23 protein-coding genes and 1 tRNA gene are annotated in these 22,788 nt (G+C 67.9%); 9 read left to right on the top strand and 15 right to left on the bottom strand.

Annotated features, from left to right (window positions below; genetic code table 11):
• The first annotated feature begins 182 nt into the window (after positions 1-182).
• The 7 genes from AC3A5K_RS01755 (at position 183) to AC3A5K_RS01725 (ending at position 8,727) form a co-directional block, all read left to right on the top strand.
• Positions 183-3,428, top strand: a complete 3,246-nt coding sequence (locus AC3A5K_RS01755) for an error-prone DNA polymerase (RefSeq protein WP_487615790.1) — start codon at positions 183-185, stop codon at positions 3,426-3,428.
• A 54-nt stretch (positions 3,429-3,482) separates the two neighbouring features.
• Positions 3,483-3,559: transfer RNA gene (locus AC3A5K_RS01750), tRNA-Arg, on the top strand.
• A gap of 106 nt (positions 3,560-3,665) precedes the next feature.
• Positions 3,666-5,201, top strand: a complete 1,536-nt coding sequence (gene amaB, locus AC3A5K_RS01745; RefSeq protein WP_487615789.1) for an L-piperidine-6-carboxylate dehydrogenase — start codon at positions 3,666-3,668, stop codon at positions 5,199-5,201.
• Between the two features lie 213 nt (positions 5,202-5,414).
• The gene (locus AC3A5K_RS01740) at positions 5,415-5,711 is read left to right on the top strand and encodes a DUF4190 domain-containing protein (protein WP_487615788.1); all 297 of its coding nucleotides are present in this window, start codon (positions 5,415-5,417) and stop codon (positions 5,709-5,711) included.
• A 1-nt stretch (position 5,712) separates the two neighbouring features.
• A complete protein-coding gene (locus tag AC3A5K_RS01735) occupies positions 5,713-6,765 on the top strand; it encodes a quinone-dependent dihydroorotate dehydrogenase (RefSeq protein ID WP_487615787.1) in 1,053 nt (350 codons plus the stop codon).
• Between the two features lie 7 nt (positions 6,766-6,772).
• Positions 6,773-7,801 carry a UDP-N-acetylmuramate dehydrogenase gene (gene murB, locus AC3A5K_RS01730; protein ID WP_487615786.1) on the top strand — a complete coding sequence of 343 codons (1,029 nt, stop codon included), beginning with the start codon at positions 6,773-6,775 and terminating at the stop codon, positions 7,799-7,801.
• 59 nt (positions 7,802-7,860) lie between these two features.
• Complete coding sequence (locus tag AC3A5K_RS01725) at positions 7,861-8,727, top strand: DMT family transporter (RefSeq protein WP_487616293.1); 867 nt, start codon at positions 7,861-7,863, stop codon at positions 8,725-8,727.
• A gap of 121 nt (positions 8,728-8,848) precedes the next feature.
• Here the strand turns inward: AC3A5K_RS01725 and lolD are convergent, their stop codons facing one another.
• The 10 genes from lolD to AC3A5K_RS01675 all read right to left on the bottom strand — a co-directional run bounded on the left by lolD (position 8,849) and on the right by AC3A5K_RS01675 (position 15,722).
• On the bottom strand, positions 8,849-9,580 hold the full coding sequence (lolD, locus tag AC3A5K_RS01720; RefSeq protein ID WP_487615785.1) for a lipoprotein-releasing ABC transporter ATP-binding protein LolD: 732 nt from the start codon (positions 9,578-9,580) through the stop codon (positions 8,849-8,851).
• Positions 9,573-10,814 carry a lipoprotein-releasing ABC transporter permease subunit gene (locus AC3A5K_RS01715; protein WP_487615784.1) on the bottom strand — a complete coding sequence of 414 codons (1,242 nt, stop codon included), beginning with the start codon at positions 10,812-10,814 and terminating at the stop codon, positions 9,573-9,575. The genes lolD and AC3A5K_RS01715 overlap by 8 nt, the downstream gene beginning before the upstream one ends.
• A 67-nt stretch (positions 10,815-10,881) precedes the next feature.
• Positions 10,882-11,355, bottom strand: a complete 474-nt coding sequence (locus AC3A5K_RS01710; RefSeq protein WP_487615783.1) for a hypothetical protein — start codon at positions 11,353-11,355, stop codon at positions 10,882-10,884.
• Positions 11,300-11,557, bottom strand: a complete 258-nt coding sequence (locus AC3A5K_RS01705; RefSeq protein WP_487615782.1) for an FAD assembly factor SdhE — start codon at positions 11,555-11,557, stop codon at positions 11,300-11,302. The genes AC3A5K_RS01710 and AC3A5K_RS01705 overlap by 56 nt, the downstream gene beginning before the upstream one ends.
• The gene (locus AC3A5K_RS01700) at positions 11,550-11,981 is read right to left on the bottom strand and encodes an MAPEG family protein (RefSeq protein WP_487615781.1); all 432 of its coding nucleotides are present in this window, start codon (positions 11,979-11,981) and stop codon (positions 11,550-11,552) included. Before AC3A5K_RS01700 ends, AC3A5K_RS01705 begins: the two co-directional genes overlap by 8 nt.
• A gap of 4 nt (positions 11,982-11,985) precedes the next feature.
• A complete protein-coding gene (locus AC3A5K_RS01695) occupies positions 11,986-12,768 on the bottom strand; it encodes a succinate dehydrogenase iron-sulfur subunit (RefSeq protein ID WP_487615780.1) in 783 nt (260 codons plus the stop codon).
• 105 nt (positions 12,769-12,873) lie between these two features.
• Positions 12,874-14,664, bottom strand: coding sequence for a succinate dehydrogenase flavoprotein subunit (gene sdhA, locus AC3A5K_RS01690; RefSeq protein ID WP_487615779.1), 1,791 nt, complete (start codon positions 14,662-14,664; stop codon positions 12,874-12,876).
• Positions 14,665-14,671: 7 nt separating this feature from the next.
• Positions 14,672-15,091: a succinate dehydrogenase, hydrophobic membrane anchor protein gene (sdhD, locus tag AC3A5K_RS01685; protein ID WP_487615778.1), complete on the bottom strand. Its 420-nt coding sequence runs from the start codon at positions 15,089-15,091 to the stop codon at positions 14,672-14,674.
• On the bottom strand, positions 15,088-15,483 hold the full coding sequence (gene sdhC, locus AC3A5K_RS01680; RefSeq protein ID WP_487615777.1) for a succinate dehydrogenase, cytochrome b556 subunit: 396 nt from the start codon (positions 15,481-15,483) through the stop codon (positions 15,088-15,090). The genes sdhD and sdhC overlap by 4 nt, the downstream gene beginning before the upstream one ends.
• 80 nt (positions 15,484-15,563) lie before the next feature.
• Entirely contained in the window at positions 15,564-15,722 is a 159-nt protein-coding gene (locus tag AC3A5K_RS01675; RefSeq protein WP_487615776.1) for a DUF1674 domain-containing protein, read from the bottom strand.
• 25 nt (positions 15,723-15,747) lie between these two features.
• On the opposite strand from AC3A5K_RS01675, the gene ygfZ reads away from it, so the two are divergent.
• Positions 15,748-16,599, top strand: coding sequence for a CAF17-like 4Fe-4S cluster assembly/insertion protein YgfZ (gene ygfZ, locus AC3A5K_RS01670; RefSeq protein WP_487615775.1), 852 nt, complete (start codon positions 15,748-15,750; stop codon positions 16,597-16,599).
• A gap of 117 nt (positions 16,600-16,716) precedes the next feature.
• On the opposite strand, the gene AC3A5K_RS01665 is transcribed toward ygfZ, so the two are convergent.
• The 5 genes from AC3A5K_RS01665 to AC3A5K_RS01645 form a co-directional block, all read right to left on the bottom strand.
• Positions 16,717-18,984 (bottom strand): thiamine pyrophosphate-dependent enzyme, encoded by a 2,268-nt coding sequence (locus AC3A5K_RS01665; RefSeq protein WP_487615774.1) that lies wholly within the window; start codon positions 18,982-18,984, stop codon positions 16,717-16,719.
• Positions 18,985-18,994: 10 nt separating this feature from the next.
• Positions 18,995-19,639 carry a glutathione S-transferase family protein gene (locus tag AC3A5K_RS01660; protein WP_487615773.1) on the bottom strand — a complete coding sequence of 215 codons (645 nt, stop codon included), beginning with the start codon at positions 19,637-19,639 and terminating at the stop codon, positions 18,995-18,997.
• Positions 19,636-20,220 (bottom strand): GNAT family N-acetyltransferase, encoded by a 585-nt coding sequence (locus AC3A5K_RS01655; RefSeq protein WP_487615772.1) that lies wholly within the window; start codon positions 20,218-20,220, stop codon positions 19,636-19,638. Before AC3A5K_RS01655 ends, AC3A5K_RS01660 begins: the two co-directional genes overlap by 4 nt.
• 39 nt (positions 20,221-20,259) lie before the next feature.
• The gene (locus AC3A5K_RS01650; protein ID WP_487615771.1) at positions 20,260-21,423 is read right to left on the bottom strand and encodes an acyl-CoA dehydrogenase family protein; all 1,164 of its coding nucleotides are present in this window, start codon (positions 21,421-21,423) and stop codon (positions 20,260-20,262) included.
• 122 nt (positions 21,424-21,545) lie between these two features.
• Positions 21,546-22,343, bottom strand: a complete 798-nt coding sequence (locus AC3A5K_RS01645) for a glycine zipper 2TM domain-containing protein (protein ID WP_487615770.1) — start codon at positions 22,341-22,343, stop codon at positions 21,546-21,548.
• 176 nt (positions 22,344-22,519) lie between these two features.
• On the opposite strand from AC3A5K_RS01645, the gene AC3A5K_RS01640 reads away from it, so the two are divergent.
• A complete protein-coding gene (locus tag AC3A5K_RS01640) occupies positions 22,520-22,762 on the top strand; it encodes a DUF6116 family protein (RefSeq protein WP_487615769.1) in 243 nt (80 codons plus the stop codon).
• The last annotated feature ends 26 nt before the right edge of the window (positions 22,763-22,788 follow it).

The raw sequence follows: 22,788 nt of genomic DNA, 5'->3' as shown, positions 1-22,788 counted from the left end.
CAATCGCCAGCCTGCGCAGGGCGGCAGGGAATGCGCGGCATTCGCACCTCGCTGTGCACGCATGGCGCACGCCCTTCCCCCGGCGCGCCATCGCCGCCGGAACCGTTCGGATCAGCGGCACCGCAGCCGGCTGCGATGGTGTCGGACAGGACCGCTGCACGCCATCGCCCGGCGGGCGCGCGATGAGCATCGAAGACGGCATCGATCGCGACACGCCTGGCGGTCGGCCACCACGCGCATGGACCGTCGCGTCGCGTCTGCGCAGCGCGGCCAACGACGAAGTGCTGCACGAGCGGCGCAGCGACGATGCCCCCGCCTATGCCGAACTGCACTGCCTATCGGATTTCTCGTTCCTGCGCGGCGCATCGAACGCCGAGACGCTGTTCGCGCGCGCCGCGCAATGCGGCTATGCGGCGCTGGCGATCACCGACGAGTGTTCGCTGGCCGGCATCGTGCGTGCGCTGGAGGCGTCTCGCGCGACCGGCGTGCCGCTGATCGTCGGCAGCGAATTCACCCTCGTCGACGGCACCCGCTTCGTGCTGCTGGTCGAGCACGCCGGCGGTTACACCCGGCTGTGCGAACTGATCACCGCAGGCCGCCGCGCGGCCGGCAAGGGCGAATACCGCCTGCATCGCGCCGATGTCGAAGCGCGGTGCCGCACCGCGGACCCGGGCGTGTTCGCACTGTGGCTGCCGGGCGCAACGCCCGATGCCGCGCAGGGCGCATGGCTGCGCGACGTATTCGGCGCCCAGGCGCGGCTGGCCGTGGAACTGCACCGCGAACGCGACGACAGCGCCCGATTGCAGATGCTGCTGGCCCTGTCGCGGCAGCTGGACATGCCCGCGCTCGCCAGCGGCGACGTGCACATGGCGCTGCGCCGCGACCGTCTGCTGCAGGACACGCTGACCGCGATCCGCCACACCCTGCCGCTGTCGGAATGCGGCGCCCACCTGTTCCGCAACGGCGAACGGCATCTGCGCGGCCGTCGCGCGCTGGGCAACATCCATCCGCATGCCCTGCTGGAGGAGACGGTCGCGCTGGCGCAGCGCTGCCGTTTCGATCTGGGCAAGGACCTCGAGTACCGCTATCCGGTCGAGCTGGTGCCCGAAGGCGAAACGCCGTCGACGCATCTGCGCGCATTGACCGAAGCCGGCATGCGCGTGCGCTGGCCCGAGGGCACGCCGGCGGCGATCGTCGCCAAGATCGACGAGGAACTCGCGCTGATCGAAGGCCTCGGCTACGAAGCCTTCTTCCTGACCGTGGCCGACATCGTCCGGTTCGCGCGGTCGAAGAACATCCTGTGCCAGGGCCGCGGTTCGTCGGCCAATTCGGCGGTCTGTTTCGCGCTCGGCATCACCGCGGTCAATCCGGTGGAAACGCGATTGCTGATGGCGCGCTTCCTGTCGAAGGAACGCAACGAGCCTCCCGACATCGACGTCGACTTCGAACACGAACGGCGCGAGGAAGTGCTGCAGTACGTCTACGCCAAATACGGCCGCACACGCGCCGCGCTGGCGGCCACGGTCATCGCCTATCGCGGCAAGAGCGCGGTGCGCGACGTCGCCAAGGCCTTCGGCCTGCCGCCCGACCAGATCGCGCTGCTGGCCAACTGCTACGGCTGGGGTAATGGCGAGACGCCGATGGAGCAGCGCATCGCCGAGGCCGGCTTCGATCTCGACAATCCGCTGATCGCCAGGATCCTGTTCGTGACCGAACTGCTGCGCGACCATCCGCGGCACCTGTCGCAGCACGTCGGCGGCTTCGTGATCTGCGATGCGCCGCTGTCCACCGTGGTGCCGGTCGAAAACGCGGCCATGCCCGACCGCACGATCATCCAGTGGGACAAGGACGATCTGGAAACGATGCGCATGCTCAAGGTCGACTGCCTCGCGCTCGGCATGCTGACCTGCATTCGAAAGACCCTCGACCTGGTGCGCGGCCATCGCGGGCGCGACCACGAGATCGCGACGATCCCGGGCGAGGACACCGCGACCTACGACATGATCCAGATCGCCGATACCGTCGGCGTGTTCCAGATCGAATCGCGCGCGCAGATGGCGATGCTGCCGCGACTCAAACCGGCGACGTTCTACGACCTCGTGGTGGAAGTCGCGATCGTGCGCCCGGGCCCGATCCAGGGCGACATGGTGCACCCCTACCTGCGCCGCCGGCAGGGCAAGGAAATCCCGACCTATCCCTCGCCCGGCGTCGAGGACATCCTCGGCCCCACGCTGGGCGTGCCGCTGTTCCAGGAACAGGTCATGGAACTCGTCATCCACGCCGGCTACACCGCCGACGAGGCCGACCAGCTGCGGCGCTCGATGGCGGCCTGGCGCCAGGGCGGCGACATGGAACCGCACCGGGTGCGCATCCGTGAACTGATGGAAGGCAAGGGCTACGCGTCCGGCTTCATCGACCAGATCTTCGAGCAGATCAAGGGCTTCGGTTCCTACGGGTTTCCGCAGAGCCACGCAGCCTCGTTCGCGAAACTGGTCTACGCCAGCTGCTGGCTCAAGCGTCACGAGCCGGCCGCATTCGCCTGCGGCCTGCTCAACGCGCAGCCGATGGGTTTCTACTCGCCCAGCCAGATCGTGCAGGACGCGCGGCGCGGCAGCGCCCTGCGCGCGCCGGTCGATGTGCTGCCGGTCGACGTGCTGCACAGCGATCACGACAGCACCCTGCTCGGCGGCCGACGCTGGCGCAGCGACGCCGATCCGGGCGAACAGCCCACCATCCGGCTCGGCCTGCGTCTGGTGGCCGGGCTGCCAAAGGACGTGGCCCAGCGCATCGTCGCCGCGCGTGCGCAGCGGCCGTTCGCAGATCTCGCCGATCTGTGCCAGCGCGCCGGTCTCGATGCGCGCGCACGCCAGGCGCTGGCCGAAGCCGATGCGCTGCGCGGACTGGCCGGCCATCGCAACGCCGCGCGCTGGGCGGTGGCCGGCATCGAACAACGCAGACCGTTGCTGCCCGGCAGTCCGGCCGAAGACAGGGTGGCCCTGCCCGCACCGGCCACGGGCGAGGAAATCCTCTCGGACTACCGCACGCTCGGCCTGAGCCTCGGCCCGCATCCGATGGCCCTGCTGCGCGCGCAGATGACCGAGCGTCGCATCGTCGGCCTGCGCGAGCTGCAGGACCGGCCGCACGGCAGCGGCGTGCATGTCGCCGGCTTGGTCACCCAGCGCCAGCGCCCGGCCACTGCGAAAGGCACGATCTTCGTCACCCTCGAGGACGAGACCGGGATGATCAACGTCATCGTCTGGGCGCGCCTTGCGATGCGTCGTCGGCGCGCATTGCTCGAATCACGACTGCTCGCGGTGCGCGGGCGCTGGGAACGCGTGGATGGCGTGGCGCACCTGATCGCCGGCGATCTGCACGATCTCAGCCCGCTTCTCGGCGGAATGCCGCTGGCGTCCCGCGATTTTCATTGAGGCGGCCTCCGTGTTTGGGATTCCCCCACCCCGCATGCGAAAATCGCCGGGTTCGGCCCCGTAGCTCAGCTGGATAGAGCGGTCCCCTCCTAAGGGACAGGTCGCCCGTTCGAATCGGGCCGGGGTCACCATCCGCGACCGCCATTGCCGGCCTCCGTGCCGCGCCGCGTCGCGCCGCTTCCCCCCGTACGCCGCCGGTGTCGCATCGGCCGTGTGCGCTCACAAGGAGTTCTGTCCATGACCCATTCCGTCCTCACCGCGCTCGGCCTGTCCGACACCGAATCGGGCACCTACCTGGGTAACGGCGAGTGGTCGAAGACCCGCGATGCCGGCGTCATCGAACCGATCAACCCGACCGATGGCGAAGTGCTCGCCCGCGTGCAGGCCAGCTCGCAGGCCGATTACGACCTGATCGTCGAACGCGCCCAGGCGGCGTTCAAGATCTGGCGCAAAACCCCCGCCCCGCGCCGCGGCGAAGCCGTGCGCCTGTGCGCCGACGCGCTGCGCACGCACAAGGACGCGCTGGGTTCGCTGGTCGCGCTGGAAATGGGCAAGTCGAAGCCGGAAGGCGACGGTGAAGTGCAGGAAATGATCGATATCGGCGAATTCGCCGTCGGCCTGTCGCGCCAGCTCTACGGCCTGACGATGCACTCCGAGCGTCCGGGCCACCGCATGTACGAGCAGTGGCACCCGATGGGCGTGGTCGGCATCATCAGCGCGTTCAACTTCCCGGTCGCGGTGTGGGCCTGGAATGCGCTGGTCGCCGCGGTCTGCGGCAACATCTCGATCTGGAAGCCGTCGCCGAAGACGCCGCTCTCCGCCATCGCGTCGATGAAGATCTGCAACGAAGCGCTGAACAAGGCCGGCTTCCCGGACATCTTCTTCCTGTTCAACGATGCCGGCAGCGATCTCGCGCAGGGCTTCGTCGACGACAAGCGCGTCGCGCTGGTCAGCTTCACCGGTTCGACCAAGGTCGGTCGCCACGTCGGTGAGCGCGTCGCCAAGCGCATGGGCCGCTCGCTGCTGGAACTGGGCGGCAACAACGCGATCATCGTCGACCCGACCGCCGATCTGAAGCTGGCGATCCCGGCGATCGTGTTCGGCGCCGTCGGCACCGCCGGCCAGCGCTGCACGACGACGCGCCGCCTGTTCGTGCACGAGTCGATCTATGACGACGTGCTGGCCAAGCTGAAGACCGCCTACGGCCAGGTCGAGAAGAAGATCGGCGATCCGACCGACGCCGCCAATCTGATGGGCCCGCTCAACAGCCGCGACGGCGTGCAGGCGTATCTCGATGCGGTCGCCAAGGCCAAGGCCAGCGGCGGCACGATCGAGAGCGGCGGCCGCGCGCTGGACGACCGCAAGGGCAACTTCGTGCTGCCGGCGCTGATCAGCGGCCTGACCAATGACGCCGAGGTCGTGCAGACCGAAACCTTCGCGCCGATCCTCTACGTGATGAAGTACAGCGATCTGGAAGAAGCGATCGACCTGCAGAACGACGTGCCGCAGGGCCTGTCGTCGTCGCTGTTCACCACCGACCTGCGCGCGTCCGAGCAGTTCCTCGCCGCCTGGGGTTCGGATTGCGGCATCGCCAACGTCAACATCGGCACCAGCGGCGCGGAAATCGGCGGCGCCTTCGGCGGCGAGAAGGAAACCGGCGGTGGTCGCGAATCGGGATCGGACGCGTGGCGCGCCTACATGCGCCGCCAGACCAACACGATCAACTACTCCGATTCCATGCCGCTCGCCCAGGGCATCAAGTTCGACCTCTGAGCGACCGGTCGCGCCGGCGGCAGGCATGACGACACGCCTGCCGCCATCGCGCGCTCCCATCGCGGCGATGCTTCTGGAATAATCGGCGCTTCCCCCCGCTTGCCCTGGGCCGCCACCGATGGTGCCGCGAACTCCGGTCTGCCTGTCCGTTCCGCGCTGCGCGGGAGTGGATGCGTGTCCGGCCATGCCCGGCATCCGCCTGCAGACCTGTCCATGACCACTCCCACGCCCGTGCCGTACCGCCAGACCAGTCCGATGGCGATCGTCAGCCTGGTGTCCGGCCTGCTCGGCTGGACCGTGGTGCCGCTGATCGGCAGCATCGTGGCCATCGTCACCGGCCACCTGGCACGCAGCGAGATCCGCCGAGCGCCCGATCGTACCGACGGCGACGGCCTCGCGATCTCGGGCCTGATCCTGGGCTACACCGCGATCGGACTCGGCGTCCTGCTGCTGATGCTCGCGTTCCTGGTCTTCGGCGGGATCTTCGCCATGATCGCGGCCGCCTCCTGACGTGTACGGATTCGCGCGCCCCCTGCTGTTCCGACTGGATGCCGAACGCGCGCACGGCCTGGCGCTCGCCTCGCTGGATGCGGCCCACCGCGCCGGCCTGACGACCCTGCTGGGACAGCCGGCGACGCCCCTGCCGACCGAGGCCTTCGGCCTGCGCTTTCCCAATCCGGTCGGTCTGGCCGCGGGTCTGGACAAGAACGGCGCGCACATCGATGCGCTGTTCGCGCTCGGCTTCGGTTTCGTCGAAGTGGGCACGGTCACCCCGAAGCCGCAGGACGGCAACCCGAAACCGCGGATGTTCCGGCTGCCGCAGCACCGGGCGCTGATCAACCGGCTCGGCTTCAACAACCAGGGCGTCGACGCGCTGGTGGCGAACGTCGGCCGCGCGAAGCGCAACGGCATTCTTGGCATCAACATCGGCAAGAACAAGGACACGCCCAACGAGGACGCCGCGGACGATTACCTGTTCTGCATGGAACGCGTGTATCCGCTGGCCGACTACATCACCGTCAACATCTCCTCGCCCAACACCGCGGGGCTGCGCGAACTGCAGGAAGAACAGGCCCTGCGCCGCCTGATCGGCACACTGCGCGATGCGCAGGAGCGTCTGGCCTCGCAGCACGGCCGCCGCGTGCCGGTGCTGGTCAAGGTCGCGCCCGATCTCAACGACAACGACATCGCGGCCGCCGCGCGCGTGCTCTCCGATCTGCATGTCGATGGCGTCGTGGCCACCAACACCACGATTTCGCGGATCAGCGTGCAGTCCGATCCGCAGGCCGAAGAAGCCGGTGGCCTGTCCGGCGAGCCGCTGATGAACAAGTCGACGACGGTGCTGCGGATGCTGCGCACGCGCCTGCCCGACAGCATTCCACTGGTCGGCGTGGGCGGCATCATGTCGGGCGCGGATGCGGTGAAGAAATTCGCGGCCGGCGCGTCGCTGGTGCAGGTCTATTCCGGCCTGATCTACCGCGGCCCGCCGCTGATCGGCGATTGCGTGGAAGCCATCCGCCGGCGCCGCGAGGCACCGAGCCGCGGCAACGTGCCCAATCTCTGACCGGCCGATGTCCGATTCCTTCCGCCTGCTCGAGCGGGCCGATCTCACGTCGCGCAACAGTTTCGGCATCCGTGCCGGCGCCCAGCGCCTGCTCGAAGTGGGCGACGTCGAGGGATTGCCCGACGCCCTCGCCCTGCTCGACGGCGCGCGGCCGCTGATCCTCGGCGGTGGCAGCAATCTGTTGTTCGCAGGCGATGCCGGCGACGTGCTGGCGATCATCGATGCACGCCGCAGCGTGGTGTCGGACGATGGTGAGCAGGTCGTCGTGCGCGCCGCCGCCGGCGCCGACTGGCACGGTTTCGTGCTGTGGACGTTGGCGCAGGAACTGGGCGGGCTGGAGAACCTCGCGCTGATTCCGGGCACGGTCGGCGCCGCGCCGATCCAGAACATCGGCGCGTACGGCGTCGAGGTCGGCGAACACGTGGTCGCGGTCGAAGCCTTCGACCAGCACACGCGCGCGTTCGTGCGGCTCGACGCGGCCGCCTGCCGCTTCGGCTATCGCGACAGCGTCTTCAAGCAGCTGGCCGATCGCTGGATCGTCACTGCCGTCGAGTTCGCGCTGCACCGTTTCGCGCAGCCAGTGCTCGATTACGCCGGCCTGCGTGACGTGCTGGCCGCGCGCGGGATCACATCGCCGCGTCCGCTCGACGTGGCCGAAGCCGTCATCGACATCCGCCGCAGCAAGCTGCCGGACCCTGCGGTGATCGGCAACGCCGGCAGTTTCTTCAAGAATCCGATCGTGCCGGCCGCGCAGGCTTCCGCACTGGTCGCAGCGCACGGCGGGATTCCGGTGTTCGCGGTCGATGCGGACCTGCGCAAACTTTCGGCTGCCTGGTTGATCGACCGCTGCGGCTGGAAAGGCCATCGCGATGGCGACGCCGGTGTGGCGCCCGGCCACGCGCTGGTGCTGGTCAATCACGGCAACGCGCAGGGCACCGAACTGCTGGGGCTGGCGCGACGCATCGCGGCCTCGGTGCAGATGCGCTTCGGCGTGGCGCTGGAACCCGAACCGAGGATCGTCGGGGCGGCGTGGTGAACGCCCGCGCCCTGCTCCGCTGGCGACCCGCGACCGTGCAGGGACAGGCCGCGCTGCTGATGCTGGGCAGCACCTCGGCGTTCGCGCTGATGGCAATCGCGATCCGCTATGCGTCGGCGACCGTCCCGACCACCGAGGTCGCGTTCTTCCGCAACTTCTTCGGCCTGCTCGCCCTGCTGCCGATCCTCCTGCGCAGCGGCGCAGGCCTGCCGCGCACGCGCAATCTGGGCCGCTACGTGATCCGCACCGTGGTCGGCCTCGGCTCGATGCTGTGCGCGTTCTGGGCGATCGGCCATCTGCCGCTGTCGCAGGCGATCTCGCTGTCGTATGCGGCGCCGCTGTTCGCGACGATCGCGGCGGTGATCTGGCTCGGCGAGATCGTGCGCATCCGGCGCTGGATGGCGGTGTCCGCCGGTTTTCTCGGCGTGCTGGTGATCCTGCGGCCGGGCGTGGCGTTCACGGCCGCGATGCTGGTGCCCGTGGTCGGCGCGCTCCTCGCCGCACTGGTCGCGATCCAGATGAAGCAGCTCTCGAAGCTGGATCCGCCGGACACGATCGTGTTCTACACCTACCTGTTGTGGGTGCCGTTGTCGCTGATCCCCGCCCTGTTCCAGTGGGTCTGGCCGGGCCCGACGGTGTGGCTGTGGCTGATCGCGACCGGCGTGCTGGGCACGTTGGGCCAATGGCTGTGGACACGGGCGCTGCGCCTGGGCGAAGTGTCCGCGCTGCAGCCGATCAGCTTCGTGCAGCTGCCGATCGTCGTGCTGTTCGGCTGGCTGCTGTTCGGCGAAGTCATCGACATGTGGACCGCGATCGGCGCCGGCATCGTGTTCGGTGCGAACGGCTACATCGCGCACCGCGAAGCGGTGCTGTCGCGCCGCGCCGCGACACAGCGGCCGACTGAAGCCGCGAAGCCGAGCGAATAGCCGGCGCCGCGAACCGGAATCACGCGCGTCGTTGCGGGCGCGGCCTCGGCCGCTATGCCCGATCCGGAACACCCCGTCGCTGCCGCGGCCGCTTCACAGGGAGGTCCCGCACGAGCCGACCTCAGACGTCGTCTTTCGCCACTTCGCGCAGCTTGCCCTGGTGCAGTTCCATGACCCGGTCGAGCTTGCGCGCGAGCCGGCGGTCATGCGTCACCAGCACCAGGCTGGTGTGCTGCGCGCGGTTGAGTTCGAGCATCAGCTCGAACACCGTCGCCGCGGTGCGCTCGTCGAGATTGCCGGTCGGCTCGTCGCCGAGCACGCAGGCCGGCTTGTTGACCAGCGCACGCGCCACCGCGGCGCGCTGACGCTCGCCGCCCGACAGTTCGCCCGGCTTGTGGGCGAGCCGATGGCCGAGACCGACGGTCTCCAGCAGATCACGCGACCGTTTCGTGGCATCGGCATCGCTGGCACCGTTGAGCAGCGCAGGCAGCATCACGTTCTCAAGCGCCGTGAACTCGGGCAGCAGGTGATGGAACTGGTAGACGAAGCCTAGCGAGCGATTGCGCAGCGTGCCGCGCGCCGCGTTCGACAGTGCGCTCATCTTCTGGCCCGACACGAACACCTCGCCCGCCGTCGGCGTATCCAGCCCGCCCAGCAGATGCAGCAGCGTGCTCTTGCCCGCGCCGGACGCACCGAGGATCGCGACGGTTTCGCCGGCGCGCACCGCGAAGTCCAGGCCGTCGAACACCGGCGTGTTCAAGCTGCCTTCGGCGTAGGTCTTGCCCAGGCCTTCGGCCGCCAGCACCACCATGTCCGGTGCGGGCGTGCGTGCGGCAGTCGTCGTCTCACTCATAGCGCAGCGCCTCCGCCGGGGCCGTGCGCGCTGCGCGCAGCGCCGGATAGATCGTCGCGACGAAGGCCATCACCAGCGCGACGCTGGCGATCATCACCACGTCGCTGACCTGCAGGTCGATCGGCAGGCCGGTCACGTAATAGACATCCTCGGGCATCAGCACGACGCCGAACGCGCCTTCGATCGCGCGCAGGATGTGTTCGAGATTGAAGGTCAGCAGCAGACCGCCGGTAATGCCGAGGATCGTGCCGATCACGCCGATCATCGTGCCCTGCACCATGAACACCTGCATGACCCCGCCGGGCGTGAGCCCCAGCGTGCGCAGGATGGCGATGTCGGCCTGCTTGTCGGTCACCAGGCTCACCTGCGACGCGACGAGATTGAACGAGCCCATGACGATGATCAGCGACAGCAGGATGCCGATCATTGTCTTCTCGAGCTTCAGCGCCCGGAACATGTTCGCGTTCTCGATGCTCCAGTCGCTCACGCGGTACACGCCGCCGAGCTTGTGCACGAGATCACGCGTTACCTGCTGCGCGCGGTCCATATCGTGCAGTTTCAGGCGCACACCGGTGACGCCATCACCGATCCGCAGCAGGCGCTGCGCATCGCTGAGATTGACCACGGCCAGACGCCGGTCGAAATCCTGGTAACCGGCTTCGAAGATGCCGCTGACGGTGAAGCGTTTGAGCTGCGGGACCGCGCCCATCGGCGTGACCTGGAAATCGGTGGTCACGATGACGCTGTCGCCGACGCCCACGCCCAGCCATAGCGCGAGTTCGCGCCCGAGCACGATATTGAACGTGCCCGGCTGCAGGTCCTCGAGCTTGCCGATGACCATCGACGTGGCGAGGTCGGACACCTGCGCTTCGTCCTCCGGCACGATCGCACGCACCGCGGCAGGTTCGTTGCGACTGCCGCGCAGCAGCGCCTGCGTGTCGACGTAGGGCGCGGCGCCGGCCACACGCGCATCCTCGCGTGCGACATCGATCGCGCGCTGCCAGTTCGACAGCGTGTCGCCGTCGGCGCTGATCGTCGCGTGCGCGACCATGCCGAGCATGCGGTCGCGGATTTCCTTCTGGAAGCCGCTCATCACCGCCAGCGTGGTGATCAGTACGGTCACGCCGATGGCGATGCCGAGGATCGAGGCCAGCGAGATGAAGGAGATGAATCCGTTGCGGCGCTTGGCGCGCAGATAGCGCAGGCCGATGGCGGCAGGAATGGGTCTGAGCATGAACGTCCGGTCTGAAGGCGGCGCGCCGTCGGCACGTCGCTCGCCGCATGGCCCCGCCGGGCAGCGGCTATGGTGCCATCGATTCCGTCCGCGGTGGCGCTGCCAGCGCGGCCGAGGCCAGACGCAGTTCACGTCGTCGGGCCGGCGGCAGGGTATCCGGCCACCACAGCAGTGCATGCCCTCGCCCGGCCTCGCGCCATTCGAGGCGCAGGATCGGTCCGCGCCAGTGCAGCCGTGCATCGTCGAGCCGCTGGCCATCGAGCGTCACGGTGCCGCCCACGTCGATCACCAGCAGGCGCGTGGGGCGGCGTGCTTCATGTCGGATACGAAGCGCACCCGCGACGACCAGCAGTGGCATCGCACTCCACGACAGCAGCGCCGGCAGTTCGGACAGCCAGATCGACAGGCAGGCGCAGGCGGTCAGTGCGCCGAGCGCGACCTGCAGCAGGCGCGATGGCTGCCAGCGGATACGCGCGGACGCGCCGTCAGGACTCGTGCGGAAGTGCGCGGATCGATTGGACGAAGGCGTCGAGTTCGGCATCGTCGGGACGTTCGTGGCCGAGGAACCATTTCCACAACCTATCGTCCTCGCAGTCCAGCAGCCGTCGGAAAACGGCGCGCTCGGCCTCGGTGGATGTCGCCCAGCAGCGGTCGAGCCAGCGTTCGAACAAGCGGTCGAGTTCACGCATGCCACGCCGGCTGCGCCAGCGCAGGCGACGGAGTTCGGTGGCGTCGTCAGACATGGGTGAACACTCCATGGGCGAGCCGGGCCCATAGCAGAAGCAGCGCAAGGACGCTGCAGATGAAGGCGATGAAACGCGGCACGACGCGATTGCCGATGCAATGGATCGCACTGTGTGCGGCACGCAGCCCGACGAACAACCAGGCCAGCACCAGGATCGCGGCCTGGTCCTGCCCGGTCACATGGGCCAGCAGCAGCGCAACGTAGAACAGCAGCGGCAATTCCAGCAGATTGCGGAAATTGTCGGCTGCTGCGCTGTCCGTCAACAGGCGCGCAGATTGCGCGGAAGTCGCGACGGCACCCGGAGTAATGCGCTCACGGCGCATCTGCGTGAACCGGCGGCGGTACATCTCGGCCATCACCAGAAAGGTCAGGCCGGCCAGGGCGAACCCCGGCCACAGGACCGCCGTCGACGACGGCGTCACGGCATCAGCCGCGACGCGCCAGCATCAGCTGCTTGATCTCGCCGATCGCCTTCGCCGGATTCAGACCCTTCGGGCAGGTCCGCGCGCAGTTCATGATGGTGTGACAGCGGTAGAGCTTGAACGGATCTTCGAGATCGTCCAGGCGCTTGCCGGTGTCCTCGTCACGGCTGTCGATGATCCAGCGGTAAGCCTGCAGCAGCACGGCCGGACCGAGGTAGCGGTCGCCGTTCCACCAGTAGCTCGGGCAGCTGGTCGTGCAGCAGGCGCACAGGATGCACTCGTACAGACCGTCGAGCTTGGCACGGTCTTCCTTGGACTGCAGGCGTTCGCGGTCCGGCGGCGCCGCACTCTGGGTGCGGATCCACGGCTGGATCGAGGCGTACTGCGCGTAGAAGTGGGTCAGGTCGGGCACCAGATCCTTGACCACTTCCATGTGCGGCAGCGGGTAGATCGGCACCTCGGCCTTCTTGCAGTCGTCGATCGCGCGGGTGCAGGCCAGCGTGTTCGTGCCGTCGATGTTCATCGCGCACGAACCGCAGATGCCTTCGCGGCACGAGCGGCGGAACGCCAGCGTCGGATCGATCTCGTTCTTGATCTTGATCAGCGCGTCGAGAACCATCGGACCGCACTTGTCGAGATCGACCTCGTAGGTATCGGTCGACGGGTTGCGGCCGTCATCCGGATTCCAGCGGTAGACCTTGAAGGTACGGACGCGCGTGGCGCCCGTGGCCGGGAAGTGCCGGCCCTGCTGCACCTTGGAATTCTTCGGGAGCGAAAATTCTGCCATGGGGAGTCCGTGATTCGTTATTGGTCATTCGTGATTCGTAGAAGCGGCAATTCGCGGCACTCTCGCCTGTTCGAATCCCCCATCACGAATCACCAATCACAGCTGTCAATACACGCGTGCTTTCGGCGGCACCGCTTCGACTTCGTCGTCGAGCGTGTACATGTGCACCGGGCGGTAATCGATCGTCGTGTTGCCGGCGTTGTCGGCCCAGCACAGCGTGTGCTTGTGCCAAGTCTCGTCGTCGCGGTCCGGGAAGTCCTCGTGCGCATGCGCGCCTCGCGATTCCTTGCGGTTCTCGGCCGAGACGATGGTCACCAGCGCTTGGCCCAGCAGGTTCTGCAGTTCCAGCGTTTCGACGAGGTCCGAGTTCCACACCATCGACCGGTCGCTGACCTTGACGTCGGCGAACGACGCGTGGATCTCGCGGATCTTCTCGACACCCTCGGCCAGCGTCTTGCTGGTGCGGAACACGGCGGCATCGTTCTGCATCGTGCGCTGCATGTTGTCGCGGATCACCGAGGTCGGCGTGCTGCCGCTGGCGTTGCGCAGTGCGTCGAGGTTCGACAGCGCCTTGTCGCAGGCGTCCTTGGCGAGCGGCTTGTGACGCGCGCTCGGCTTGATCGTCTCGGCGCAGCGGTTGGCCACCGCGCGACCGAACACCACCAGATCGAGCAGCGAGTTCGAGCCCAGACGGTTGGCGCCGTGCACCGACACGCAGGCGGCTTCGCCGATCGCGTACAGGCCCGGGACCACCGCATCCGGATTGCCGTCCTTCAACTGCACGACTTCGCCGTGGTAGTTGGTCGGAATGCCACCCATGTTGTAGTGGACGGTCGGAATCACCGGAATCGGCTGCTTTTCGACGTCGACGCCGGCGAAGATCTTCGCGCTCTCGGCGATGCCGGGCAGCTTCTCGTGGATTTCCTTCGGGTCGAGATGGGTCAGATCCAGATGGATGTGATCCTTGTGCTCGCCGACGCCGCGGCCTTCGCGGATTTCCATCGTCATCGAACGCGACACGACGTCGCGCGAAGCGAGATCCTTGGCGTTCGGTGCGTAGCGCTCCATGAAGCGCTCGCCGCTGGCGTTGCGCAGGATGCCGCCTTCGCCGCGCACGCCTTCGGTGATCAGGCAGCCCGCGCCGTAGATACCCGTCGGGTGGAACTGCACGAACTCCATGTCCTGCAGACCCAGGCCGGCGCGCAGCGCCATGCCGCCACCGTCGCCGGTGCAGGTGTGCGCGGAGGTCGCGGAGAAGTACGCGCGGCCGTAGCCGCCGGTCGCCAGCACCACGCCCTGGGCGCGGAACAGGTGCAGCGTGCCCTCGGCCATGTCGAGTGCGAGGACGCCGCGGCAGGCGCCGTCCTCGTCCATGATCAGGTCGAGCGCGAAGTACTCGATGAAGAAACGCGCGTCATGCGCCAGCGACTGCTGGTACAGCGTGTGCAGGATCGCGTGACCCGTACGGTCGGCCGCCGCGCAGGTGCGCTGGGCGATGCCCTTGCCGTAATGCGTAGTCATGCCACCGAAGGGACGCTGGTAGATCTTGCCCTCTTCGGTACGCGAGAACGGCACGCCCTGGTGCTCGAGCTCGATGATCGCGGGAATCGCCTCGCGACACATGTACTGGATGGCGTCCTGGTCGCCCAGCCAGTCGGAGCCCTTGATCGTGTCGTAGAAGTGGAAGCGCCAGTCGTCCTCGCCCATGTTGCCGAGCGCGGCGGAAATGCCGCCCTGCGCGGCCACGGTGTGCGAACGGGTCGGAAACACCTTGGTCAGGCACGCGGTCTGCAGGCCCTTGTGGGCCAGGCCGAAGGTCGCGCGCAGGCCGGCGCCGCCGGCGCCGACGACGATCATGTCGTAGGTGTGTTCGGTGATCTTGTAAGCGTTGGTCATGTGGTTCTCAGCCCAGCAGTGCGATGCGCGCAATCGCGTACAGCGATGCGAGCGCGCCAGCGGCGCAGGCGAATGTGACGAGAAGCTGCAGGGTGACTTCCAGCGCGCGCTGGTGGATGTAATCCTCGATGATCACCTGCAGGCCCAGCTTGGCGTGCCAGAACATCGCGATCGCGAACAGCGCGAAGGCGATCGCGTTGAACGGACGCGCGAGGACCGTGTGCACGGTCGCCAGATCGGCGCCGGCCAGCGACACCAGGGTGCCGACGAACCAGGCGACCAGCGGCACCAGTGCCACGGCGGTGACGCGCTGCCACCAGAAATGTCCGGTGCCGGTCTTGCCCGAGCCCAGGCCGCGTGCACGGCCGACGGGCGTGCGGAAATCGCGCGGACGGACCACTTCGTCCGGCGTCTTGGTCTCGCTCATGCAACACCTCGCAACGCGATGAACCAGATCGCGGCCGTCAGCACGACAGCCAGCGCGATCACGGTGTAACCGGAGCGATAGACCTCCGGAAGCTCGAAGCCCATGCCGGCATCCCACATCAGATGGCGGATGCCATTGAGCAGGTGATAGACCAGCGCGAACGAGACACCGGCGAGTGCCAGCATGCCGAGCGGCGAGGACAGGCAGGCAGCGGCCGAGGCGTAGGCGTCACCGCCCTGGGCGACGGCGAGCAGCCACCAGGCCAGGCCGAATGCGCCGATCGACGCGACGATGCCGGTGACCCGGTGCATCAGGGACATCACCGATGTGATCTGCAGGCGATACAGCGTGCCGAGCATGAACGGTGACAGGGGACGGTTGCGCTTTGCCATCGCTGGCTGCTCTCCTCGCTGGCGGCGTCTCGCCGCGTGGCTGGTGGTGCGAATCCGCTCGCCAGACGCGACGTGACGGATCAGAAATCGATACAACGACCGTTCTTTTCCCAATCGCCGTAACGGGTGGGATCAGGACCGACGCGGCCACCGACCTCGGTTTCGGGTTCGGGAACCGGCACCGGCACCGGCGTCTGCGGCTGGTCCGCGTCGTCGCCTATGATGTCGGGGTTGATCATCCGTTCAAGTCTAGTTCCCAGCCCCATGTCAGACAAGCTGCACGCTGCATCCGACCGGTCTTTCGCGCTTCCCGGCGTCGCCGTCGTGACGATGAAGGGGCGCGATGCGACGGCATTCGCGCACGCCCAGTTCATGAGCGACGTCGCGGCCCTGGAGGCCGGACACTGGCACTGGAGCGGCTGGCTGACGCCCAAGGGCCGTGTGATCGCGTTGTTCGCGATCCTCCGCGTCGATGCGGAGACGTTGCATCTGCTGGTTCTGGACGCGGACCCCGCCGCATTCGCCGCATCACTGCAACGCTTCGTCTTCCGCAGCAAGGTGACGATCACGGTCGACGCGGGCTTGCAGGTGGCCGGCACGCTGGATGCGCCGACGCGCGCGCAGGGCGCTCGTGCGGACATCGGCGACGCTGCGATCGAACTCGACTGGAGCATCGACGGGCATCCGCGCGCCTTGCGGCTGTCGTCCGGCGCGCCATCGGACGCTGCGCATGCAGACCAGTGGCGTGACCTCGATATGGCCGCCGGACTGCCGCGTCTGCCCACCGGACAGGCCGAGGCCTGGACGCCCCAGCAGCTGTCGCTGGATCGACTGCGCGCCTTCAGCGTCCGCAAGGGCTGCTATCCGGGCCAGGAAATCGTCGCGCGCACCCATTTCCTCGGACAGGCGAGGCGCGGCCTGATCGCGCTGACGGGCGCTGCCGACGCGGAGCCGGGCGCAGATGTCGCCCAGGATGGCCAGACGATCGGACGCCTGGTCAGTGTGTCGACGCAGATCCAGCTGGCGGTGCTGCCGCTGGAGCGTGCCGACACGCCGCTGTCGATTGCCGATACCGCGGTCTCGATCGTGCCGCTGCTCGACGGTCTGGCGCGCTGATCCACATCCACGCCCTGCCCGGCGCCTGACGGCCTGCCGAGGTCACTGATCGCGCGCGCATTTCCGGCCAAGGCCGGGCGATCCCACCGCGCCGGCCCTTGATCGACGTCGTTCGCGTCAGGCGAACGTGCGCGCCGCCTCCACGATGTCGGACTCGCCCGGAATCACCAGCAGCGCGGCGGATGCCAGCGGCGTGTAGGTGTCGGCGCCGACCACCCGCCGCAGCGGTGTGGCGCCGAGTCCAGCCTCGACGATCGCGGTGATGATGCCCTCGCCCACGCCGGCGCTGCGCCGCCCCTCGTCGACGACGATCACGCGCGCACACGCCGCCGCATGCCGCGCGATCTCCGCGTCGTTGAGCGGCAGCAGCCAGCGCAGATCGACCACCCGGACCGACCACCCCTGCTCGGCCTGGATCGTCCGCGCGGCGCGCAGGCTCATCGGCACGCCGTTGCCGAAGGTGATGATCAGCAGATCGGTCGCGTCGACGTCGTAGACCCGCGGTTCGCCCAGTGTCAGGGCCTGGTCGGGCGGCGGATACGCCGTCGACCACGCGCCGTCACCGGGGTACAGATCCTTGGTCATGTACAGGGCGATCGGTTCGAGCAACGCACAGACGCGGCCATCGACCTTCGCCAGCGCCATCAGCGTGCGCAGCATCATTGCCGCGTCGTCGCCGCGCGAGGGACAACCGATGACGAGCCCGGGAATGTCGCGCAGCGCGGTGATCGAATTGTCGTTGTGGAAATGCCCCCCGAAACCGCGCTGGTAACCCAGCGACGCGATCCGCACGACCATCGGATTGCGGTACTGGCCGTTGCTGAAGAACTGCAGGCTGGCCGCCTCGCCGCGGATCTGGTCGCAGGCATTGTGGAAGTACGCGAGGTACTGGATTTCCGGCAGCGGCAGCAGGCCCATGTTGGCGTAGCCCTGGGCCATGCCGAGGATCATGGTCTCGTCGAGCAGCGTGTTGAACACGCGCCGCCCGCCGAACGCCTTCTGCAGGCCCTTGCTGACGGTGTAGACGCCGCCCTTCTGCGCCACGTCCTCGCCGAACAGCAGCGCTTCGGGATACTTCAGCATCAGATCGTGCAGGGCCTGGTTGATCTGCACCGCGAGATGACGCGGCGGCTGGCGCTCCGGCAGCCGCGCCTCGTCGCCGAACAGCGCGATGCGCGCTGCCGGGTCGACGGACCGCGTCGCCTCACGATGGACCTCGGACGGCGAATACGGCGCCAGCGGCGCGGTCACCTCCGCCAGCGATTCCAGTCTGGGACGGCGCTCGGCCGCTTCGGCAGCGGCGAAGCAGCGGCTGCGGGTGGCCTCGTACAGCGACAGGATGTCCACCGCCGACATCAGGCCGGATGCCAGCGCGATCGCCGCCGAGCGCAGCAGCGGGTCGCTGGCCTCGACCGCGCACAGCTCGTCCAGCGCCCGCCATTCGATCTCGAAGTCCGTGCCCGCATGGCCCATGAGTCGCGTCGTGCGCAGATGCAGGAAGGTCGGCCGGCGGCTGCGACGGCAATGCGCGACGGCGCGCTGCACATCACCGAAACCGGTGGCCAGATCGAGGCCGTCAGCTGCGAAGTAGTCCAGTCCCGGACGTTGTGCGAAGTTGCGCGCGATCCAGCCCTCGGGCGTCTTCACCGAAATGCCGATGCCATTGTCCTCGCAGACGAACAGCACCGGCGCCGGCAGGCCCTGATAGCTTGCCCAGGCGGCGGCATTGAACGCGGTCTGCGCGGTGGCGTGATTGCTCGAAGCGTCGCCGAACGAGCAGACGACCAGACTGTCGTCCGGCACCGGCAACGGCTGGCCGATCCGTCGCGCGTGTTCGATCGCCATCGCGGTGCCCAGCGCCTTGGGCAGGTGCGAGGCGATCGTCGAGGTCTGCGGCAGCACCCACAGCGGCTTGCTGCCCCAGACCTTGTGCCGGCCGCCGCTGGCCGGATCATCCGCGCTGGCGGCGAACGAGAGCGCGGAATCCATCACCGGATCCATGCCCGGCAGCTTGCGGAAGCGCTCGGCCATGAAACCGCCGCTGCGGTAGTGCAGGAACGCCGGATCGGTATGCCGCGTGGCGCGCGCGACCATCGCGTTGCCTTCGTGGCCGCTCGAGCCGATCGTGTAGAAGACCTTGTTCTGCACGCGCAGCACGCGCGCCATCAGATCCAGATGACGGCTGATCAGCTGCGATTCGAACAGTTCCCGAAAGCCGCGCGCATCGAGCGTGCTGCCGGCGAGGATCGCCGCGTCGTCGGCCGGCGCCGCGTCACGCGGACCGCCCCACTCACGCACGAATTGCTGGAAATTCGCGTCGCAGATCTCGGCGCGGTTGAGGCCCTTCATGCGGGCCGGGATCGGATCGGGAACGACTGCAAACATCGAGTCACCTTCAGTCCGGGGCCGCGAGCCTCGCGGCGTTGACCGGCGCGGGCGCCGGCATGTCGATGAAATCCGGCGTGCCGCGGACGCGCGCGAGGCAGTCGCGCAGCGCCGGATACGGGGCCAGGTCGAAACCGCCGTCAGGCGCAACTGCGGTGTAGGCGAACAGCGCGATGTCGGCGACGCCGTAGACGCTGCCGGAAAACCACGCCGCACCGCCGGCAAGATGGCCGTCCATGACCGCCAGCGCACGATGGCCACACGCCTGCAGCGCCGGCAGTTCCGCGCGGCGCGGGGAATCGGCATCGGTCCAGCCGCGGATGAAACGCGCGACCGCGATCGCCGGCTCGTGGCTGTACTGCTCGAAGAACATCCAGCGCATCGCCTGCGCGTACTGCCAGGGATCGCCCGGCAGCAGCGGTGTGCCGGCGGCGAGAAAACACAGGATCGCGTTCGATTCGACCAGCACGCGGCCGTCGTCGAGCTCCAGCATCGGCACCTGGCCGTTCGGATTCTTGGCGAGGTAAGCCGGCGTGCGCGTTTCGCCGCGACTGCTGTCGGTCCCGATCCACGTATACGGCCGGCCCAGCTGCTCCAGCAGCAGGCGCACCTTGTGGCAGTTACCGGACGGCGAGTAGCCGTGGACGACGGTCATGCGCGGTTCGCCCGGGCCGCCTGCCATTGCGCGCGCGTCTGTCCCCATATCTCCACCGGGTTGCCGTCGAACGGCGCGGGCAGCAGGCCCATGCGCAGGAAGCGCGAACCCAGCTTCTCCGCGACGCGCTTGGAACCGGTATTGGCCCGGTCGATGGTGTGGATCACCTGGTCCCAGTCCAGTGTGTCGAACGCCCAGTCGATCGTCGCGGTGGCCGCTTCCGGCCCATAGCCTTGCCCCCACGACGCGCGCCGCAGACTCCAGCCCACCTCGGTGCCCGGCCAGCCGAACGGCTGCCACGGCCCGACGCGGCCGATCCAGTCGCCACTGGCTTTCTCGATCACCGAGAACATGCCGAATCCCAGCAACTGCCAGCTGCCCACCAGTCCCGCGAGGCTGCGCCAGGCCACCGGCGGCGGCTGCACGCCGCCGAGGTGACGCATGGTCTCCTCGTCGCCGGAGAAGTTTGCGTAGGGCTCGAAATCCTCACGCCGCGGCAGGCGCAGGATCAGGCGTTCGGTTTCGAGCTGGACATCCGGATACGACACGTCATGTCTCCTGGAACGTCGTGGCGGCAGCATTGGATCCGGACGTGCGCACGACGCCCGGCTGCCGCGATCTCAGAACGCGTTGATGCCGGTCAGCTCGCGCCCGACCACCAGCTGGTGCACGGTCTCGGTGCCCTCGTAGGTGATCACCGATTCGAGATTGAGCGCGTGCCGGATCGGGCTGTGCTCGGTGGTGATGCCGGCGCCGCCGAGCAGGTCGCGCGCCTCGCGTGCAATGTCGATCGCCATGCGACAGTTGTTCCACTTCGCCAGCGACACCTGCGTGGGTTGCATGTTGCCGGCATCTTTCAGGCGACCGAGCTGCAGGGACAGCAGCTGCGCGCTGGTGATGCGGCGCGCCCAGTCGGCCATCTTGATCTGCGCACTCTGCGTCGCCGCGACCGGGCGCTCGAACAGGATGCGTTCCTTGGAGTAATTCAATGCCTCGTCGAGGCAGGCGATCGCTGCACCGATCGGTCCCCAGGTGATGCCGTAGCGCGCCTGCGTCAGACAGCCCAGCGGACCCTTGAGTCCCTTGACGTTCGGCAGGCGATTGGCCTCCGGCACGCGCACGCCATCGAAGTACAACGCGCTGGTCACCGACGCGCGCAGGCTCATCTTGTGCTTGATCTCCTGCGCGGTGAACCCGGCGAAATCCCGCTCGACGAGGAACCCCTGGATGCCGTCTTCGGTCTGCGCCCAGACGATCGCGACGTGGGCCAGATTGCCGTTGGTGATCCACATCTTGGAGCCGTTGAGCACCCAGTCGTCGCCGTCGCGTTTCGCGTGGGTCTTCATGTTCGCCGGGTCCGAGCCACCGTGCGCTTCGGTCAACCCGAAGCAGCCGATGACCTCGCCCTTGGCCATGTCCGGCAGCCAGCGCTGGCGCTGTTCCTCGCTGCCGTAGGCGAAGATCGGATACATGCACAGCGAGGACTGCACGCTGGCGAAGCTGCGCAGCCCGGAGTCGCCGCGTTCGAGCTCCTGGCAGATGAGGCCGTAGCTGACCGAGTTGAGCCCGGCGCAGCCGTATGCCTCCGGCAGTGTCGCACCGAGCAGGCCGAGGCCGGCCATCTCGGGGACCAGTTCGTTCGGGAAGCGCGCCTGGTCGAAGCAGTCGCCGATGATCGGCAGCACGCGCTCGTCGGTGAAACGCGCGACTGCGTCCTGCACTGCGCGCTCCTCGTCACTGAGCAACGAGCGCACGTCATAGAGATCGTAGGGATGCAGGGCCATGGCGGTTTCATCGTGGATGACGATCCATTCTAGCCAGCGCGCCCGATCGCCCGTGGAGCAGTGCAACAAAAAACGGGCCGGCAACTGCCGACCCGTTCGTTTGATCACCGCGTGTCAGCTGCTCACCCGCGATCGGGCGCGGTCTCCAGCGCCGCGGTCATGATGCGGCCGTTGACTACCGGCAGGCGATCGCCCGGCTCTTCCTGCATGCGGATCGTGCGCTCCGTGCCGTCATAGCGATAGGTGACGTCGTAGCCCACGGTCTTCTGTTCGTCGCCGAGCAGGATGCGGTTGCCCGGCTTGCTGTCGGTGCGCATCGAACCGGTGGTGCCGTCCGGGTTGCGATAGGTCACGTTGTAGGCAACCACGCGCGAGGACTGCGACGAGTCCTGCACGGTGCGGCACTGGCGGTCGACCCGCTCCACGACGCGACCACCGACATGGTTCCGGTCGACGCGATTGCCGATATAGCCACCCGTCGCCGCGCCTGCCACCGTCGCGACCTTGCGCCCGTTGCCGCCGCCGACCTGGTTGCCGACCAGTCCACCGATCAGCGCACCGGCAACCGTACCGCCGACGTTGCCATCACGTTCGGGCAGACGTTCCTGCACCACGACGTCCTCGCAGACCTCGCGGGGCGAGGTGCTGGTCATGGTTTCGCGCACCGGATCCGTGCCGAGTACCGTCGCGTAGACCTGGCCGGCTTCCGTCACCGGCTGCACTGCCAGCACGTCGGCGTATTCGAGGGCGTCCGACGGCTGGTCGATGACTTCACCCGTGGCTGCGTCGACGGTCGTGCCGGCTTCGGTGGTCACCACATCGGTGCGCGGCGCCGCGTCGCGGCTGTTGTGGTACGCCCCGACTGCCACGCCACCCACCAGAAGCGATGCCAATGCGATTGCGAGAGTGTTGCCTTTCATCGGGGTCTCCTTGTGGCCTGGACGGCCCGTTGCGTTCGAAGCGATTGCAGCACTCCGAACCTGAATACAGCCCGGCAATCGACCCGAAAAACTGACGTTTTGTTAAACAATTTGACGCTATGCGTCGTTCGGGACCCGCATGCTAGGGTTCCGCATCGCATCCGGTCGAGGCTCCCATGGCCCGTCTCCTGTCTGCCCCGTTGATCGCCTGGCTGTCGCGGCTGAGCTATCCGCGCATGTTCCTGGTGATGGCCACACTGTTCGGCATCAACCTGTTGATTCCCGACCCGATCATCCTGGTGGACGAGATCCTGCTGGGCCTGGCGACGATGATGCTCGCCAAGCGCAAACGCGCGCCGAAGTCCGATACCGCAGATTCGCGCCGCGCGCCGATCGATGGCGACACGCGGCGGTTCTGACACCACGGGGTCGCAGGCGGGTGCGG

This window comes from Luteimonas sp. Soil_C_5 (genome assembly GCF_057656615.1).
Note: the sequence above shows the minus strand (reverse complement) of the source record. Positions and strands in the feature narration are given on the sequence as shown.

Excerpts from the sequence above, each read along its gene's own strand:
- lolD (WP_487615785.1), bottom strand. The coding sequence starts at position 9,580 with ATGAGTGAGACGACGACTGCCGCACGCACGCCCGCACCGGACATGGTG.
- murB (WP_487615786.1), top strand. The coding sequence starts at position 6,773 with ATGTCCGATTCCTTCCGCCTGCTCGAGCGGGCCGATCTCACGTCGCGC.
- AC3A5K_RS01710 (WP_487615783.1), bottom strand. The coding sequence starts at position 11,355 with ATGCCGAACTCGACGCCTTCGTCCAATCGATCCGCGCACTTCCGCACG.
- sdhD (WP_487615778.1), bottom strand. The coding sequence starts at position 15,091 with ATGAGCGAGACCAAGACGCCGGACGAAGTGGTCCGTCCGCGCGATTTC.
- AC3A5K_RS01695 (WP_487615780.1), bottom strand. The coding sequence starts at position 12,768 with ATGGCAGAATTTTCGCTCCCGAAGAATTCCAAGGTGCAGCAGGGCCGG.
- AC3A5K_RS01640 (WP_487615769.1), top strand. The coding sequence starts at position 22,520 with ATGGCCCGTCTCCTGTCTGCCCCGTTGATCGCCTGGCTGTCGCGGCTG.
- amaB (WP_487615789.1), top strand. The coding sequence starts at position 3,666 with ATGACCCATTCCGTCCTCACCGCGCTCGGCCTGTCCGACACCGAATCG.
- AC3A5K_RS01755 (WP_487615790.1), top strand. The coding sequence starts at position 183 with ATGAGCATCGAAGACGGCATCGATCGCGACACGCCTGGCGGTCGGCCA.
- AC3A5K_RS01655 (WP_487615772.1), bottom strand. The coding sequence starts at position 20,220 with ATGCTGCCGCCACGACGTTCCAGGAGACATGACGTGTCGTATCCGGAT.
- AC3A5K_RS01725 (WP_487616293.1), top strand. The coding sequence starts at position 7,861 with ATGCTGGGCAGCACCTCGGCGTTCGCGCTGATGGCAATCGCGATCCGC.
- AC3A5K_RS01645 (WP_487615770.1), bottom strand. The coding sequence starts at position 22,343 with ATGAAAGGCAACACTCTCGCAATCGCATTGGCATCGCTTCTGGTGGGT.
- AC3A5K_RS01675 (WP_487615776.1), bottom strand. The coding sequence starts at position 15,722 with ATGATCAACCCCGACATCATAGGCGACGACGCGGACCAGCCGCAGACG.
- AC3A5K_RS01665 (WP_487615774.1), bottom strand. The coding sequence starts at position 18,984 with ATGTTTGCAGTCGTTCCCGATCCGATCCCGGCCCGCATGAAGGGCCTC.
- sdhC (WP_487615777.1), bottom strand. The coding sequence starts at position 15,483 with ATGGCAAAGCGCAACCGTCCCCTGTCACCGTTCATGCTCGGCACGCTG.
- AC3A5K_RS01715 (WP_487615784.1), bottom strand. The coding sequence starts at position 10,814 with ATGCTCAGACCCATTCCTGCCGCCATCGGCCTGCGCTATCTGCGCGCC.
- sdhA (WP_487615779.1), bottom strand. The coding sequence starts at position 14,664 with ATGACCAACGCTTACAAGATCACCGAACACACCTACGACATGATCGTC.
- AC3A5K_RS01740 (WP_487615788.1), top strand. The coding sequence starts at position 5,415 with ATGACCACTCCCACGCCCGTGCCGTACCGCCAGACCAGTCCGATGGCG.
- AC3A5K_RS01660 (WP_487615773.1), bottom strand. The coding sequence starts at position 19,639 with ATGACCGTCGTCCACGGCTACTCGCCGTCCGGTAACTGCCACAAGGTG.
- AC3A5K_RS01650 (WP_487615771.1), bottom strand. The coding sequence starts at position 21,423 with ATGGCCCTGCATCCCTACGATCTCTATGACGTGCGCTCGTTGCTCAGT.
- AC3A5K_RS01705 (WP_487615782.1), bottom strand. The coding sequence starts at position 11,557 with ATGTCTGACGACGCCACCGAACTCCGTCGCCTGCGCTGGCGCAGCCGG.
- ygfZ (WP_487615775.1), top strand. The coding sequence starts at position 15,748 with ATGTCAGACAAGCTGCACGCTGCATCCGACCGGTCTTTCGCGCTTCCC.